This is a genomic window from Rhizobium sp. Root149, from assembly GCF_001427345.1.
In the GTDB taxonomy this organism is placed as follows: Bacteria; Pseudomonadota; Alphaproteobacteria; order Rhizobiales; family Rhizobiaceae; genus Neorhizobium; species Neorhizobium rhizoryzae.
In genome coordinates this window covers 215,370-231,605 of sequence record NZ_LMGD01000001.1, presented here as the reverse complement: position 1 = coordinate 231,605, position 16,236 = coordinate 215,370, and the positions used below count along the sequence as shown (strand labels likewise).

Annotated in this window: 13 protein-coding genes; 2 read left to right on the top strand and 11 right to left on the bottom strand. The window is 57.3% G+C overall.

The window, feature by feature from the left end; genetic code table 11:
- The first annotated feature begins 51 nt into the window (after positions 1–51).
- The gene (locus ASD54_RS01085; protein ID WP_062552755.1) at positions 52–816 is read left to right on the top strand and encodes an SOS response-associated peptidase; all 765 of its coding nucleotides are present in this window, start codon (positions 52–54) and stop codon (positions 814–816) included.
- Between the two features lie 59 nt (positions 817–875).
- Here ASD54_RS01085 and ASD54_RS27380 read toward each other — a convergent pair whose 3' ends face one another.
- The 5 genes from ASD54_RS27380 to ASD54_RS01065 all read right to left on the bottom strand — a co-directional run bounded on the left by ASD54_RS27380 (position 876) and on the right by ASD54_RS01065 (position 6,723).
- Positions 876–1,007 (bottom strand): hypothetical protein, encoded by a 132-nt coding sequence (locus tag ASD54_RS27380; RefSeq protein ID WP_280139159.1) that lies wholly within the window; start codon positions 1,005–1,007, stop codon positions 876–878.
- Positions 1,008–1,203: 196 nt separating this feature from the next.
- Positions 1,204–2,019 carry a CDP-diacylglycerol--serine O-phosphatidyltransferase gene (gene pssA / locus ASD54_RS01080; RefSeq protein ID WP_062552754.1) on the bottom strand — a complete coding sequence of 272 codons (816 nt, stop codon included), beginning with the start codon at positions 2,017–2,019 and terminating at the stop codon, positions 1,204–1,206.
- Positions 2,020–2,042: 23 nt separating this feature from the next.
- Complete coding sequence (locus ASD54_RS01075; protein WP_062552753.1) at positions 2,043–2,744, bottom strand: phosphatidylserine decarboxylase; 702 nt, start codon at positions 2,742–2,744, stop codon at positions 2,043–2,045.
- Between the two features lie 132 nt (positions 2,745–2,876).
- Complete coding sequence (locus ASD54_RS01070) at positions 2,877–4,763, bottom strand: ABC transporter ATP-binding protein/permease (RefSeq protein ID WP_062552752.1); 1,887 nt, start codon at positions 4,761–4,763, stop codon at positions 2,877–2,879.
- A 121-nt stretch (positions 4,764–4,884) separates the two neighbouring features.
- Positions 4,885–6,723, bottom strand: coding sequence for a LysM peptidoglycan-binding domain-containing protein (locus tag ASD54_RS01065; RefSeq protein WP_062552751.1), 1,839 nt, complete (start codon positions 6,721–6,723; stop codon positions 4,885–4,887).
- Positions 6,724–6,890: 167 nt separating this feature from the next.
- On the opposite strand from ASD54_RS01065, the gene ASD54_RS01060 reads away from it, so the two are divergent.
- On the top strand, positions 6,891–7,496 hold the full coding sequence (locus ASD54_RS01060; protein ID WP_062552750.1) for a TIGR00730 family Rossman fold protein: 606 nt from the start codon (positions 6,891–6,893) through the stop codon (positions 7,494–7,496).
- Between the two features lie 253 nt (positions 7,497–7,749).
- On the opposite strand, the gene ASD54_RS01055 is transcribed toward ASD54_RS01060, so the two are convergent.
- The 6 genes from ASD54_RS01055 to ASD54_RS01030 all read right to left on the bottom strand — a co-directional run bounded on the left by ASD54_RS01055 (position 7,750) and on the right by ASD54_RS01030 (position 16,229).
- A complete protein-coding gene (locus ASD54_RS01055) occupies positions 7,750–10,689 on the bottom strand; it encodes a hypothetical protein (RefSeq protein WP_062552749.1) in 2,940 nt (979 codons plus the stop codon).
- A gap of 819 nt (positions 10,690–11,508) precedes the next feature.
- Entirely contained in the window at positions 11,509–12,417 is a 909-nt protein-coding gene (rarD, locus tag ASD54_RS01050) for an EamA family transporter RarD (protein ID WP_062552748.1), read from the bottom strand.
- A gap of 107 nt (positions 12,418–12,524) precedes the next feature.
- Complete coding sequence (gene cimA / locus ASD54_RS01045) at positions 12,525–14,141, bottom strand: citramalate synthase (protein ID WP_062552747.1); 1,617 nt, start codon at positions 14,139–14,141, stop codon at positions 12,525–12,527.
- A 68-nt stretch (positions 14,142–14,209) separates the two neighbouring features.
- Positions 14,210–15,169, bottom strand: coding sequence for a prolyl aminopeptidase (gene pip, locus ASD54_RS01040; RefSeq protein WP_062552746.1), 960 nt, complete (start codon positions 15,167–15,169; stop codon positions 14,210–14,212).
- Between the two features lies 1 nt (position 15,170).
- Positions 15,171–15,629 (bottom strand): GFA family protein, encoded by a 459-nt coding sequence (locus ASD54_RS01035; RefSeq protein ID WP_062552745.1) that lies wholly within the window; start codon positions 15,627–15,629, stop codon positions 15,171–15,173.
- Positions 15,630–15,752: 123 nt separating this feature from the next.
- Positions 15,753–16,229, bottom strand: a complete 477-nt coding sequence (locus ASD54_RS01030) for a GFA family protein (protein ID WP_062552744.1) — start codon at positions 16,227–16,229, stop codon at positions 15,753–15,755.
- Positions 16,230–16,236: the final 7 nt, after the last annotated feature.

The window sequence follows — 16,236 nt, the reverse complement described above, 5'->3', positions numbered from 1 at the left end:
AGACGAACTGCGCGACTTGACGCCTCATGCCTGCGGTGCCATCTCATTTCTATGTGTGGACGCTACGCCTTGACCGCGACGCCGGAGGAGATCCTTGAATTCCTCAGCGTCATAGACATTGATGACTTTCCCAAGCGCTACAACATCGCGCCAACACAACCTATCCTGCTCGTCGTGGCTGGCGAAAAAATGGCACCCGGAAGCAATCTTCCAGAGCGTCGCGCCGTACTGGCACGCTGGGGGTTCCTGCCCGGATGGGTCAAGGATCCGAAAGATTTCCCCTTGCTCATCAATGCGCGCGCTGAGACGGCCATCGGCAAGGCATCGTTTCGTGCTGCCATGCGTCATCGGCGCGTCCTTGTTCCGGCATCGGGCTTCTACGAATGGCATAGACCTTCAAAGGAGGAGGGCGGAAAGGCGCAAGCCTACTGGATCCGTCCTCGCAACGGAGCCGTGGTTGCCTTCGCCGGTCTTATGGAAACATGGAGTTCTGCTGATGGCTCCGAGGTGGATACTGCCGCGATTCTGACGACCCATGCAAACGCATCAATCGCGCCAATCCATAACCGGATGCCGGTCGTCATCCAGCCGCAGGATTTTGAGCAGTGGCTTGATTGCAAGACGCAGGAACCCCGCGATGTTGAGCATTTGATGCAGCCTGCGCAGGCAGATTTCTTTGAGGCGATCCCTGTCTCAGATCTCGTGAACAAGGTTTCCAACATGGGGCCTGATGTACAGACGCCCGTCGAGCCGAGCATGAAGCTCAAGGCCGTGGCACCGGCAAAACCGGGAAGCGATCAACTGTCTCTGTTTTAGTCAGCCCCGCGCCAAACGGCGCAGGCCGTTCTCGTAAGTATTCTGCCGAGTATAGAGGATTATGCCTTCTTCAGGACGTTGCGCTTCAGCATCAGAGCGGCAGCAACAACGGCCTTGATGCCCAGGGGGCGAAGAGGTGCGTGGAGTTCAGCGGTTTTCGGGTTCAGCGTCTGTGTTGCATTCTGGCTCATGAGTTTTCCTCCAAAAACGATTCTTTTGCCGCCTGTGCGGGCGGACTGTTTCGGAGAGGAAACAGGCGAAAATTTGTCTTGTCCAGCGTCAGAATAAAATTTGATATATTTTTTTAATTATTAATAATTCGTTATTTGTTGAAAGTGGCGTTAAGTATTGTCTCTTATTGCAGCGCAGCATTGCTGCTGCGTTGCATTAAACGTTGGCGTGATCGTCTTCAATAGTCAGTGTGCCATACCGCTTCTTCCAGGCACTGGCAGAGAAGGGCAGGAAGCAGAGATAGGCGGCGGCAGTCAGGGCCAGGATCTGCCAGGTGAAGCTCATCAGCAGGGCAACATAGACGACAACGCCCAGAAGGAGCGGCAGCATCAGGTCGCGTCTCACACGCGTTTCGGATTTGCCAGACCACACGGGGACACGGCTGACAAGCAGATAGCCAATCAGGAGAGTGTAGCCGGTCGCAACAATCGCGAATGACCGATCAAGATCGAGCCCGAGAAAGCCGAGATAGACCGGCAGCATGACAAGCATGGCTCCCATAGGTGCAGGCACGCCGACGAAAAATTCGGATTGCCATTTCGCCTTGAACTCCCGCTCGGCCATCACGTTGAAACGTGCGAGCCGCAAGCCAGCCGCAATGGCGTAGATGAGCGCTGCGATCCAGCCGATCGAACCGACCTTGTCGAGAATGAACACGTAGAGAACCAGCGCGGGCGCAACGCCAAAGTTGATGATGTCGGCGAGCGAATCCATCTGTACGCCAAATTTTGACGTCGCCTTGAGCGCGCGCGCAACGCGACCATCAATTCCATCCAGAAAGGCTGCCAGCAGGACCATGGCGACGGCAAGTTCGAAGCGGCTTTCGAAAGCCAGCCGAATGCCGGTCAGACCTGCGCAGATGGCCAGTACGGTGATGAGGTTGGGCACCATCAACCGAAGCGGGATCTCGCGCAAGCGAGGGCCGCGCGCATCGTCGTTGTCCTGCTGGTCCGTTCTGGCTTGATCCTGCATGTCTTTTTCCCGGTGTCTCTCGATCAGTTGCGACGGCTGATCGTGGGGCCCTTGTTGGAATTGAACTCCGCGATTACGGTCTCGCCGCAAATGGTGCGCTGACCCAGTGAAACGCGTGGCTGGCCGCCTTCCGGCACGTAGATGTCGAGCCGCGAACCGAAGCGGATGAGGCCGAAGCGCTCACCGGCGTCCAGCGGCTCGTTCTGGTGCACGAAGCAAAGGATACGGCGCGCGACGAGGCCGGCAATCTGCACGACACCCAGCTTCCCGTGCTTGGTTTCGATCACCAGACCGTTGCGTTCGTTGTCCACGCTCGCCTTGTCCAGTTCTGCATTGACGAACTGACCGGGACGATACACGATCTGCGACACGCGTCCGCGCGCTGGCGAGCGGTTCACATGGCAATCAAACACGTTCATGAATACGGAGATGCGCAGCATCGGCTCTGACCCAAGGTCGAGCTCGGCCGGAGGAACAACCATCTGTACCGAGGAGACGCGCCCATCCGCGGGGCTGACGATGATGTCGTCATCCTGTGGGATCACGCGCTCGGGATCCCGGAAGAAGTAGGCGCACCAGAGCGTCAGTACGAGGCCGATCCAGAACAGCGGCGCGGCAATGAGGCCGAGCAGCAGGGACGCCACGAAGAAGGCGATAACAAAGACATAGCCTTCCTTGTGAATCGGGACCAGCGTGTTGCGGATCGTGTCGAGCAGATTGACCAATGGTGTCTCCAGAATGTCGAGCTTCTTGATGCTTGGCTTAGCTGACTACAGGCAAACCGTTTTGGGGGCAATCCGGTTCCGGGATGGATGCATTCAGGAGATCCCGAGAAAGACGGTGAGTGAGCCCTCACCTTAGCTCGCGGGCTCGCGCCGCACCACAACGCCCATATCGTCACTTTCACGCACCTGACGAAGATGCTCTTCGGCTTGCGTTGCTTCCCGCTGCCTGTTCCACATGGAGGCGTAAAGACCGTTCTGCTCCAGAAGTGCAGCATGTGTGCCGCGTTCAGCGATCTCGCCGTGGCGCAAGACGATGATTTCATCAGCATTGATGACGGTTGAAAGCCGGTGTGCGATGACAAGCGTTGTCCGGTTCTGGGAAACGAGATCAAGCGCCGACTGGATTTCCTGTTCCGTGGTCGTATCGAGCGCAGACGTAGCCTCATCGAGGATGAGGATTGGTGGCGCCTTGAGGATGGTCCGGGCGATTGCGACGCGCTGCTTTTCGCCGCCGGACAGCTTGAGGCCTCTTTCACCGACCATGGTTTTGAAACCGTCCGGCAGGCTGCGGATGAAGGTGCCGATTTGCGCAATTTCGGCGGCTTTCAGCACTTCGTCTTCGCTGGCGGAGATTCGTCCATAGCGAATGTTATAAGCAATCGTGTCATTGAACAGCACCGTATCCTGCGGAACCATCCCGATGACGGATCGAAGGCTGGTCTGGGTGATATCCCGCACATCCTGCCCGTCGATGGTGATTGCGCCCTGCTGAATATCGTAGAACCGGTAAAGCAGCCGCGAAATCGTGGATTTTCCGGCTCCTGATGGCCCGACAATGGCAACCGTCTTCCCGGCTGGGACCTCGAAGGAAATGCCCTTCAGGATGGGACGCTTGGGATCATAGGCAAAATGAACATTCTCGAAGCGAATGGCACCCTGCGCAATTGCAAGCGGCTTCGCATCCGGCTTGTCGACAACTTCGGCCTTCACGTCTAGCAGATCGAACATCTGCTCGATATCCGTCAGGCCCTGTCTGATCTCGCGGTAAACGAAGCCGATGAAGTTCAGCGGCACCGATAGTTGAATGAGCAATGCATTCACGAACACGAAATCGCCGATTGTCTGTTCGCCGCGTTGAACGGCGAGGGCAGACATCACCATCATGATCGTCGTGCCAAGACCGAAAATCACGCCCTGGCCGAAGTTCAGCCAGCCGAGAGAGGTCCAGACCTGCGTGGCGGACTTCTCGTAGCGCGCCATGGAGGCGTCGAAACGCTCGGCTTCCATCTTCTCATTGCCAAAGTATTTGACGGTCTCGAAGTTCAGAAGCGAGTCGATTGCCTTGGTGTTGGCATCCGTATCACTCGCATTCATGGAGCGGCGGATGCTGATGCGCCAGTCGCTGGCTTTCACGGTGAACCAGATATAGGCCCAGACGGTGATCGCTGTGATCGCCACGTAGGTGAAGCCGTAGCTGATCCAGAAAATGGCGGCCGTCAGGAGGAATTCGATCAGCGTTGGCGCCGAGTTGAGGATGGTGAAGCGGACGATCGTTTCGATGCCCTTCGTGCCACGCTCGATGATGCGCGAAAGGCCGCCGGTCTTGCGTTCCAGATGAAAACGCAGTGATAGCTGATGCATGTGCACGAAGGTGCGATAGGCAAGCTGGCGCACCGCATATTGGCCAACGCTCGCGAACAGCGAATCGCGCAACTGGTTGAGGCCGAGCTGAATGATCCGCGTCAGATTATAGGCAATGACCAAAGCGACGGCGCCCAGGAGGAACATTGGCAGCACGCCTACCATATCCAGCTTGCCGTTCAGGGCATCGGTGGCCCACTTGAAGAAGTAGGGAACCCCGATCAGGACGAGCTTCGCAACAATCAGAAAGACTGTCGCCCAAACGACGCGTGCTTTCAGATCGCTTCGGCCTGCTGGCCACATATAGGGCCAAAGGTTCACGATCGTTGCGAGCGGATTGCTGGCGTCCGCCGATACGGTCTTCTGTTTGTTCTGCATGACTGCCTCCGGAAGGAGGTTCTGTTTAAGGCCTGCTTGCGCTGACCGCAACGCAATTCAGGGATTCGCGGCACGCCAGTTCATCATAAATGAGAGCCGCAGAAGCGGCCCCAATCTCGTTTCAGGTCTTGTTCAGGCGCTGCCGATGCAGTTTTTCTGCTTCCGTTTCCGGCATGGCGTCCTTCGGGACGCCGAAGATCTGACCTGGCTGGATCACATCCGGGTTTGCGATCTGATCCTGGTTTGCCAGATAGATCGTCGTGTAGCGGACACCCTGGCCGTAGACGCGACGGGAAATCTGCCAAAGCGTATCCCCACGACGAATGATGACTGAGGCGGCCTCGCTCTGGGTCAAGGGCGCCTGCGCAATTGTCCTCGGCGCGCCCGCATCCTGATTGGTCGCAGGTGGGGTAGCCTGCGCTGTCGCAGGCGCAGATGGCAGGGTGGACGATGTAACGCGCGCGATCATTGCGCTCAGGGTCCCCAAGTTCTTGCGAATGGCTTCGACATCCTTCGGCAGCACTTCCAGAGCAGCCAGAGCATCCGCCGCTGCCTTGATTGTCGTATCGGCAATCGCTGCGGCGTTGGCGCTGACACCGGCAGGCAGGCGGTACTCTGTCAGCGACCGGAGTGAAATGGTCACGGCGGAACGCGCCGCGGCAACCTGCTCCATGCTCGGCGTTGCACCATTGGCATAGAGGTTCTGCAGCAGTTGGAAGGCCTTGGCCACTTCATTGCGCAGCTTGTCGAAGGCCCCGGCATCGATCGGCGTCAGGCTCGCCGCAGAATTCTGTTGTGTCGCAACTGCAGCCACCTGATCTCCTGCGGGACGATTGAACGGAACCTCGACGCGAACAATGATCTTGTCGTCTGCGCCGATCTGATCGACGGCAATCGTATGCTGACCGACCGTCAGTTCACGAACGCCATCGATGACGAAACTTCCGTCGCTGCCTGCGATCGTCTGGCCAATGACCTGTCCATCCGCATAGGCCTTGAGGCGCGAACCGGGCTTGGCGACGCCCGCGACGAAAAGCTTGCTCCCTTCCACCTCTACAGCACTGATCTGAAGATCAGCCTTGCCCGCATCCGACGACTTCGGCACCGCAGGTGCGACAGCCAGGGCACTCGCGTTTTGCTGTGCTGGAGCTGTTCCTGTTGCAGGCGCCGCGACCGTCGGCTGTTGCGGCTGGGGCTCGGTAGAGGGTTGGGCAACCGGAGCATTCATCACCTGCGGGACAGGTTTTGCGGGTTCGGCGGAGGCTTGCGCCGTGGATGCATCAGGCGCAGTCGTTGCAACACGGTCGGTCTTCGCAGGCGCTGTCGGCTTGGCGATAATGCGGCTGGCTTCGCCCGGTTTGGTGACCATGGCCAGCAATTCCGATTCCTTGCCCTGGGGAACCGAGACCGTCGCTATTTCTTCGGAGATTACCGTCTTGCCGTCGGGGCTCGTGGCTTTGAGAACCAGTTGGTGGTCGCCCGGAGAAAGCGGCTTGTCGAGAATGGCAACGAACTCGCCCGCCTTGTCGACTGTGGTCGTGGCAACCGTGTTCGCCTGATCCGTTACTTCCAGCTTGGAGCCTGGAGCCGCGCGACCTGCAATGACCGTGGAGCCATCGGGCTCGACACGAAGCACGTCGAAGGTCGGAATGATGACCGGAGCTTCGGCTTTCTGCGGTGCAGGCGAGGCTGGTGCCGCAGCGGGCTTTTCCGGTGCGGGCAGTACATCCTGCTTCGTCTCGGCTTGCGGCTTTGCACCCTTGTCAGCCGTTGCGGATTGTGACGCCGAAGTTTCCGGTGCGGCAGGTGTCGGCGCCTGCGTTGCCGGTGCTGCAGGAGTCATGGCTGTCGTCTGCGGCTTCTCATCGCCCGATAGCCGAGGCATGACGAAAAACACCATCAGCAGGGTTGCGACAGCAAGAACAGCAAGAGCGAGCCAACCGGCACGATTATGGATCATCAAAACCTCTCCTGGCGTCACGGCGCCAACGGTTCCGGATTACAGTGTTCATTGAGAGTTAACAAGGATTCGCCGCCTTTTGCACTTGCTCACAGCTTGATTCCCCGTCACTTTTGACGACGGAGCCGTGAAGTTCGGCATCCGATACATGAAATACGGAGAACGCTGTGCCAATTCGATCCATTTGTGCTTATTGTGGCTCACAGCCGGGACGTGATCCGGCCCATGTCGCGGCAGGCAGAACGCTTGGCAAATCCATCGCCACACACGGTCTTAATCTCGTCTACGGCGGCGGAACAAAAGGTATCATGGGCGCGGTCGCATCTGGCGTTCTGTCCAATGGCGGGAAAGTCACCGGCATCATTCCGGAATTCCTTGTGGATATGGAGGCGACACGTCATTCGCTTGGACAGCTCAATGAGTTGATCATCACGAAGGATATGCACGAGCGCAAACACAAGATGTTCGAGCGCGCCGATGCCTTCGTGACGCTTCCGGGCGGCATTGGAACGCTGGAGGAGATCGTCGAGATCATGACCTGGGCGCAACTCGGTCGCCACGGCAAACCCATGGTCTTTGCCAATATCGGTGGTTTCTGGGATCCCATGCTGGAACTGATCGATCATATGAAGCGTCAGGGCTTCATTCACAACGCCAATCTGGTGCAGCCACTCGTCATCGACAGGGTCGAGGATATCGTTCCTGCGATAGTGGATGCGTGGGGTGACGCATCGCCATCCGATGGTGACAAGGCAATCATGGATCGTCTCTGAGGGTGATCGACGGAGGGTCTGATTAGGGCCCAGGGACGCACGAAGCTCAATGGGCATAGCCCGGTGAAGTGCGGCTGAAGCATGTCGTAGCCAAAAGTCTGCAGCGGTTTTGCGAAAACGACATGCGATAAAACAAAGAGTTAAGGCGTCGGGAGTGAATCTGAAAGATCGCGACACCCTTGAACGGATGCGCCGTCAGAAGTCTGGCTTCTGGCGGCGCCCGGCTCCAGTTATCTACCCGGCCATCAATCTGTCATTCCGGGATCTTCCAATCTTCCCAGTTCGCTGACTTACGGTATTCCTCGACCTTGGCTCGGATGGCTGCCCAGTCTTCGGGGGTGAGTGTCCGTTCTGCGTTGTCATCCTTGTAAGGTTGACCGTTGCGATCCCGGTCGCGGGATTTGATGTCGTAGAATGACATATTCGTCCCGATCAATCGCGCCATATCCGCGTCCAGCGCGTCCTTCGTCTTGTTATAGGCTTTTTCCGCCTTGACCAGCTGCCAGATGGCATAGCCACCCCAGGCGATCCAGGAGACCGCGGAGGCGGCAGTAAAGATGGTGCTTGACAGCAGGCCTGAGAAGAAGCGGAAAGGCGCGGCTGCGCTGGCTGCTCGGCCCGCTGCCGCCGCTGCGGGACCGGCTCGGTTCAACCAAGTGGAATTAATCAGCACTTCTCCAAGGCCGGCCAATCCTTGTACTGCAAGAATGGAATCGGAGACGGTTCCGATACCCATCAGTGCGAGATCTACCGGGTTGCCGCCATCCTTCAGTGCCTTTGCGAACTGATAGATCTCCAGTGGTGCATAGCCGAAACCGGCGGCATTACCGACGACCTTCGCAGCGGTACCAAGATTCTTGGCCAGCGCCTTTCGGCTTGCATTGATGACGTCTGGCTCGCCCGGCAACATGGCCTCCATGTGGGGGATCAGTTTGCTCGCATAGGTGGATCCACCCTTCAACAAGGCCGAAAGACCACCCATGGCATGCATGACGCCAAGGCCGATCGTATCCCAGGTGGCATCCGGATTATGGTCGGCAAGCCAGGAGGTGCGCAAGGAGTTGACAATTGTGGTCGCGCCGCTGACGACCATTGACCGGTAGCGCGAGATCTCGATTGAGGGAGGCGCCGACTTGATATTGGTTTCCGCCCAGGCTGTCAGATTGGCCTTCAGTGTGTGAATGTCACCGCCCGGTTTGGTGAGCCCCCACACCGCGCCCAGCATGGTCGACATGTTGGCTGTGAAGGTTTTCGCTTCTTCGGGGTTGTCCTTGAAATACGATGCGGCCAAAGCTTGCGCGGATGGAGCAACGATTTTTGCAATCGCATCCAGCTTGCTCTGTCGGGTGAATATCTTCGGATCCGTGACCCCGTCTTCCAGACCTGTTCGGTTGCGCAACCCTGCGGCTACGCTCTTGCTCATCTTCTCGACGCTTTTGTCCCAGAATTCGGTGGCCATCGTCGATGGCGCCGCGCTAAAAACGGCTGCACTCCAGCCTCGGCCATTGTCGTCGTTTCCGAACAGTTTTTTCATGGCGGCTGCATCGCGCGCACTGAGGCCATCCGTTCCGGCGACAACCAGACTTTGGCCAGCGAGACCTGTCCCAATAGTAATGGCCGCGGAAATGTCGTTGACGGAATAGGTGCCAATTTCACGACCTTTGTAATTCGGGTCGGCAGTGGCATCGGCGTTCATCGTATTGATCGCGCTCGCCCCCATGACTAGGCCGCGAAGAGCCTGGACCATATCCTGCTTGGTAAAATCGCCGGTTGCAGCGGAAGGGGTGAATGTGAGGCGGTCCAGATAGGCATTCATCGCATCAGGCGATTGGGTTGTTCCCATGAATGTCATCAGCGGATCGATCTGGTTCATAACCGCATCCGTGAATGCCTTCCGGTGTGCAGCGGCATTGGCATCCGGTTTCCCGCCCGCCGTAGCGGCATCAGGGTATCTGAGATTTGCCATGATCTCGACGGTCGGACGGAAAAGGTTCTTTAAACCAACGCCTTCCTTCCACGCGACATCTCTTTTCGCAACTTCGCGAAGGGTGTTAACGTCGACCGAGAGATTGCGGAATATGACGCTGTGAGGACTGATATTACTCGGATCGAGTTGCGGAAGTACACTTGGACCGAGGCCGCCGAATTCGCGCTTGACCTGTTCGTCGAAGATTTCCTTGAAAACATCGCCTGGGTTAGGTGCATTTGGAAGGATGTGGGTCGCAAAGAATTCCTTGTATTTTTCCTCCGCCTTCGTCATTCGCTCCTGGAAGCTCGCGCCTCCGATCAGTGGAATGTCCGTTGGCTCAAGGGTCTGCTGCATTCTGCCAAAGACGTCCTGTTCCGGCAGGATGGAGAGATAGGCACCGAGCGTAGTATTGTATTCCTCCATGATCGCTTTGGCATCCTTGCCGGCCTCCAATCCTTTTTTGAGCAAGCCGCCTTCCACGATGTCTCTGTCAAACGCTGCCAGGACCGCATCCAGTGTCGGCTTCATGGCTGCGTCTTTTTTCTTTCTTTGCTCGATCTGGTCCAGGGGATCGTCGTTCTCAAATGGCGTCAACTGGTTCCAGTTGAATCGCAGTTTGAAGGCATCCATGATCATCTTCACGTAGCCGGACTGAACATCCTTGTCTGATCCGAGGATGGCCAAAGCCTGCTTGAAGTCTTCGCCTATTTCCTTCTGGTTGTTGATACCATCGCGCCACTTGTCGGCTTCACCCTTGAAACCATCATATCTTGCTCTGGTGTAGAGCAGGTCCATGTACATGAGAGTCTTCTGCTCTGCGGTATACTTTCCCGGATTCCGGATCACATCCATCGTGGCGAAAGACATGTCTTTCGTACTGAGCTTCGTCGCCAGATATTGATGAACCTCTCCCATCAGACTGGAGCCCATCAGGTTTTGAATGAGGTCTCCTGCATTGTCGTAGCCCTTTGTATTGGCGGGCGGATCACCGGCCGCAGCCGTCGATGTCGTCGATGGTCCTTTGGCAGATGTCGTCGTCGAGCTACTATTGGTGTTCTGTTCCGGCGCTTCTGAAGACGCTCCCGATGAACTGATGGAATGTTGCGTGCGAGTGCCACCGCTTGCATCCGATGTGTTGAGCTTGACTTGCCCTTTGCTCCCCGGCGATGACGTCGAGCTCAGGCTGGTCGGTGCGGATCCACCAGTACGCGCGCCCGAGGTCATGAGGGTGGGTGCGCCCGACAGTCTGGAGAGTGGCTGAGATGTGGGACTGCTTGGTACGCTTCCGGTAGATGATCGCTGCTGCGGTGCAGTCAACGGACCACCGCGAGGACTGACATCTTTGTTGTCTGACAATCCTGTTCGAGAGGGTATTATTGACGGTGCGCGGGTGTTTCCGGAGCTCCCGCCGGTGCCGGAACTCGTCCCGCTGGAAGGTCTCGACGTTTGACTCGAACCCGTCCCGGAACTGCTGCTGGTGCGGGGCGATGAACCCGAGCTTGTACCGGAAGAGCTGCCGCCGGATGACGTGGAGGAATTCGCGGGGCGTCGTTTGGACGGAGAACTGTCTGGCGAAACTTTTTTGACGGACCCTGTCTCGGTTTGAACTGGTCTGTCTGAGGTCTTATCGTCTTGATCGGAACTGGAAAAAGAACGAGTAGGTGCGCTGGAAATCGATGTTTTCACAGTAGGTTATCCCCTCGAAATATTTTATATCTTTAATTAACCGTAAATTTTAAGCAAATTTCACAAAATTGTCAATAATATCATATATTGTAGTTGTCTAAACTACAGGATGGAGCAGAGTATTTAATTACAGCTAAAGTATTGTTTCCTTAAATTTCTGGTTAAATGGCTGAGAATAGGCTGTTCACGCCCCTGCGCAGTGGCAATTTTCCACAAATTCAATGTGTAAAAAATTTACGCTTTAGTTCGAGACGGGCGAGTCTCTGAGCGAACGGACGGCGTCGTCAGCTTTTCAGAGCAGGATGTTATCAAAGCCGAAATGCACGGTCGGAATCGTCGGCGATTCCGCAGTTTTGCCTATCGGGCTCGATAGTTCCGCAGCATGGAAAAACTGTAGAGTGCAAGGGCCGACCAGATGAGCACGAATGCGAAAAGCTTGACGGGGTTCATGGGTTCCTTGAAGACGAAGATCGCAATCAAGAACACAAAGGTGGGCGTCATGTACTGCATGATGCCAATCGTTGAAAGCCGGAGCAATTTCGCGGCGTTGGCATAGATCATCAACGGAATGGCGGTCGCCAACCCCGCTGCCGACAAGAGCCATGTGTCAGAAACCGTGCCATGCGTAAAATGGCCGGTTCCACTCATTTCGAGCCAGATGATGTACGGCAGGGCGAAGACCGTGAGGATGGCAACCTCAAGGAAGAAGCCTTGATTGGGGCCAACCGGCAACGTCTTGCGAAACAGCGCGTAGAAACCCCAGCTGATGCTCAAGGTCAGCGAAATCCAGGGCAGTCGACCGGCATCCCAGGTCAGGATTGCCACAGCGATCAGCGCAATGACAATGGCGGCTTTCTGCGCAGGCGCCAGTTTTTCTTTCAAAAGGGTGGAGCCCAGCATGATGCTGAAGAGCGGATTGATGAAGTAACCAAGCGCGGCTTCGATTGCATGGCCTGAAGCAACCGCGTAGACATAGGTGCACCAGTTCACCGTGATCAGGCAGGCGGTCACGAAGGCCATGACCATGGTCTTGCCGGACGCGAAGGCTGCCTTCAGGTCGCCGAAGCGCCGTGTCACCAGAAGCACGAGGGCGGCCAGCGGAAGAGACCACACTACCCGGTGTGCCAATACTTCGAAAGGCGACAGATGAGACAGCATCTTGAGGTAGATGGGCATGAAGCCCCAGAGGCCATAGGCGGCAAAGGCATAGGCAAATCCCTTCGGGGTATCGCCGTTCAGGGCAGGAGTTGTTTCGCTGCTTGCCATTCTGCATGCCTTTCGTCGCCACAAGGCGGATGGTCTACGCCTGAACCACAGGCGTAACCAATTCATTTCGCTGAAGCTAACATTCCATTTGGTGAAGCGCCGAAACGCTATTCGGCGGCCAGCCGTCCGGCCATGTGCCGGTTCTTCATCAGCTTGTAGATGATGGAGTCGATCAGCGCCTGGAAGGAGGCATCGATGATGTTTTCCGAAACGCCGACCGTCCACCAGCGGGTTCCGTCCCCGTCCATGGACTCGATGAGAACGCGGGTAATCGCCTCGGTCCCGCCATTGAGAATGCGCACCTTGTAATCTACCAGTTCGAGTTCCTCGATCTCCTGGTTGAATTTGCCGAGATCCTTGCGCAACGCCAGGTCCAGCGCGTTGACCGGACCATCGCCCTCTGCCACCGACATGATGCGATGCCCATCGATGATCAGGCGAACGACAGCTTCGGACACAGTCTTCAACTGGCCGTTGGCGTCGAAGCGCCGTTCCACCATGACGCGGAAACCGTCGATATCGAAGAAATGCGGAATTGTGCCCAGAGTGCGCCTCGCCAGAAGCTCGAAGCTCGCATCTGCACCCTCATAGGCATAGCCTTGCGCCTCACGCTCCTTGACGATGGAAATCAAGGTATCCAGGCGCGGGTCATCCTTCGCAACGTCCAGCCCGATGCGCTTCAGCGCGTTGAGGAAGTTGGATTTGCCACCCTGGTCCGACACCATGACCTTGCGGAAATTGCCGACACTTTCCGGCACGACATGCTCGTAGGTACGGGGATCCTTGAGCAATGCGGAGGCATGAATGCCCGCCTTCGTTGCGAAGGCGGAGGCACCCACATAGGGTGCCTGCGCATAAGGTGAACGGTTCAGCAATTCATCGAAGGCGTGAGACAATCGCGTCAGGCCCGTCAGGCGTTCCGCATCGATCGCGGTTTCGAACCGATCCGAATACACCTTTTTCAAGGCGAGGGTGGGGATGAGGGTGATGAGGTTTGCGTTGCCGCAGCGCTCACCGATGCCGTTCAGCGTTCCCTGGATCTGCCGCACGCCCGCCTCAACGGCCGCCAGTGAATTGGCAATGGCCTGCCCCGTATCGTCATGCGCATGGATGCCAAGCGAAGTCCCGGGAATGCCGGAGGCGATGACGGCGGAGACGATTCTGCGCACTTCGTCCGGCTGCGTGCCGCCATTGGTGTCGCAGAGCACCACCCAGCGTGCACCGGCCTCATAGGCGGACTTGGCGCAGGCAAGGGCGTAATCGGGGTTTGCCTTGTAGCCATCGAAGAAATGCTCGCAATCGATGAGCGATTCCCGCCCCGATGCGACCACCGCCTTCACGCTGTCCCGGATCGATTCGAGATTCTCTTCGTTCGTGCAGCCAAGCGCGACCGCGACATGATAGTCCCAGCTCTTTGCGACAAGACAGATCGCATCGGTTTTCGATTGCAAGAGGGCGGCCAGACCAGGATCGTTTGCGGCCGAGACCCCCGCACGTTTCGTCATGCCGAAAGCGGTGAATTTGGCCGCATGCGTTTGCTTGCGTGCGAAAAATGCGGTGTCAGTTGGATTGGCGCCGGGGTAGCCCCCTTCCACGTAATCGATGCCGAACTCGTCAAGCAGCTTTGAAATCGCGATCTTGTCCTCGACCGAGAAATCAATGCCGGGCGTCTGTTGCCCGTCACGCAGTGTCGTGTCGAAAAGATAGATGCGTTCCATGCTCATCAGTTGCGCCTCCCCGGGCCGCAAATCGTTCAATCAGAGGGCCCAAAACGGGCCGCAAACCGTATTCTTTAGTCCGTCTTGCCGGCAAAACGGTCCGTTGCCCGGATCAGTTGATCCAGAATGCCGGGCTCCAGATAGGCGTGACCGGCTCCTTCGATGAGGTGAAAATCAGCCTTGGGCCACGCCTTGTGCAGAGCCCAGGCATATTTTGCCGGGCAGGGCATGTCATAGCGGCCATGGATAATCACGCCCGGGATATCTTTCAGCTTGGAGGCATCGCGCAGAAGCTGCCCTTCCTCAAGCCAACCGGCATGAACGAAGTAGTGGTTTTCGATGCGCGCAAACGCCAGTGCATAGGCGTCTTCCTCGAAGGTGCCGGAATAGGTGGGGTTTGGCAGAAGCGTGATCGTCTCACCCTCCCAGATGCTCCAGGCGCGCGCGCAACGCAACTGCGCCTCGCGATCGTCGCCGACCAGACGGCGGCGATAGGCGACCATCATTTCGTGGCGCTCATCTTCGGGAATGGGTGCCTGAAAACGCTCCCACTTGTCGGGGAACATTTCAGATACGCCAAACTGATAGTACCAGTCGAGCTCGGCCTTGGTGAGTGTGTAGATGCCGCGCAAGACAAGTTCGGACACGCGGTCAGCATGGGTTTCCGCATAGGCTAGCGCTAGCGTCGATCCCCAGGAGCCGCCGAAGACCAGCCATTTTTCGACGCCCATCATCTCGCGTAACCGTTCGATATCGGCCACAAGATGCCAGGTCGTATTGTTTTCCAGGCTAGTATTCGGCGTGCTTTTGCCGCAGCCGCGCTGATCGAAGAGGATCACATCGTATAGCGCGGGATCGAAAAGGCGTCGCTGCGTCGGGCTGATCGTGCCACCGGGACCGCCATGCAGGAATACCGCAGGCTTTGCTCCCTTCGTCCCGACCCGCTCCCAGTAGACCCGGTGACCGTCGCCGGTCTCCAGGAAACCGGTCTCGAAAGGCTCGATCTCGGGATAAAACGTCCGCAACTCGTTCATGTCATGCATCCTTTGGCGGCCACTCGGCCGTATCGTGATCCGGGTGCTGGTAGCTATCCACCAGGCTCTCATCAAGGCTTTGTGCTACCGCGCGCTTCTCGAACAAATGGTCGATCCAGGGCAGGCGCTTGTCGTGGTTAACCTGAACTTCCGGTTCAAACAGCTCCGGTTGATCGAAAGCGCCAATCGCCAGCTCCACACCATCTGGATGATGGTAGGTCAGCGGCGTTCCGCACTTCGGGCAAAAACCACGCTTCACCTTGGCGGAAGAGCGAAACAGGCTGGGCTGCCCGCGCGTCCAGGTCAGATGCGCCTGATCAGCGGAAATCAAGGCCGCGAAAAAGCCGCCGAACGCTTTCTGGCACATGCGACAATGGCAGATGGACGGGCGACCAAGTTTCTCAGCCCGAAACCGCACTGCGCCGCATTGGCATCCGCCGGTAAATACGCCTTCCATCATGCCTCTCCTACCTCAAACGTACATAGGCAACCACGCCGATCGTGATCGCGGCAACCAGAACACCTTTTGCAATGAGCCCGTAAAGCAGCCATTTCGGCATTTTGGTATTCGGGTTTGGCGCGCTCATGCATTTGGCTCCGGCCAGACATCGGTATCGTGATCCGGGTGCTGGTAGGAAATGATATCCGCCAGAAAGGGCGCATCCTCCAAGTCTTCCTCGGTAGGATGGCCCGGCAAAGTGTGCAGCGTATCGATAAATGGCTGCTTGCCTTCAATGCCGAACTGCTTGACCGGCGGCAGCACGGAGGGATCATCGAAGGCTCCGGCGGCCACAGCCATTCCATCCGGGGCTTCATAGGTCAGTGGCGTTCCGCAATCCGCACAGAAACCACGAGACACGATATTGCTGGATTGGAAGATTTTGCGCTCACCACGCGTCCACTGGAAATCCGTGTTGCGCACGGAAACCAGCGGCGCGTAATAGGCACCGAACGCCTTCTGGCACATGCGGCAGTGGCAGATCGAACTGTCCTTCAAGGGACCGGTGACGCGAAAACGGATCGCCCCGCACTGGCATCCGCCGGTATGCACTTCACTCATGCTCTCC

Coding starts and splice junctions, on each gene's coding strand:
- ASD54_RS01085 (WP_062552755.1), top strand. CDS start 52: ATGTGTGGACGCTACGCCTTGACCGCGACGCCGGAGGAGATCCTTGAA.
- ASD54_RS27380 (WP_280139159.1), bottom strand. CDS start 1,007: ATGAGCCAGAATGCAACACAGACGCTGAACCCGAAAACCGCTGAACTC.
- pssA (WP_062552754.1), bottom strand. CDS start 2,019: ATGCAGGATCAAGCCAGAACGGACCAGCAGGACAACGACGATGCGCGC.
- ASD54_RS01070 (WP_062552752.1), bottom strand. CDS start 4,763: ATGCAGAACAAACAGAAGACCGTATCGGCGGACGCCAGCAATCCGCTC.
- ASD54_RS01065 (WP_062552751.1), bottom strand. CDS start 6,723: ATGATCCATAATCGTGCCGGTTGGCTCGCTCTTGCTGTTCTTGCTGTC.
- ASD54_RS01055 (WP_062552749.1), bottom strand. CDS start 10,689: ATGACCTCGGGCGCGCGTACTGGTGGATCCGCACCGACCAGCCTGAGC.
- rarD (WP_062552748.1), bottom strand. CDS start 12,417: ATGGCAAGCAGCGAAACAACTCCTGCCCTGAACGGCGATACCCCGAAG.
- cimA (WP_062552747.1), bottom strand. CDS start 14,141: ATGAGCATGGAACGCATCTATCTTTTCGACACGACACTGCGTGACGGG.
- pip (WP_062552746.1), bottom strand. CDS start 15,169: ATGAACGAGTTGCGGACGTTTTATCCCGAGATCGAGCCTTTCGAGACC.
- ASD54_RS01035 (WP_062552745.1), bottom strand. CDS start 15,629: ATGATGGAAGGCGTATTTACCGGCGGATGCCAATGCGGCGCAGTGCGG.
- ASD54_RS01030 (WP_062552744.1), bottom strand. CDS start 16,229: ATGAGTGAAGTGCATACCGGCGGATGCCAGTGCGGGGCGATCCGTTTT.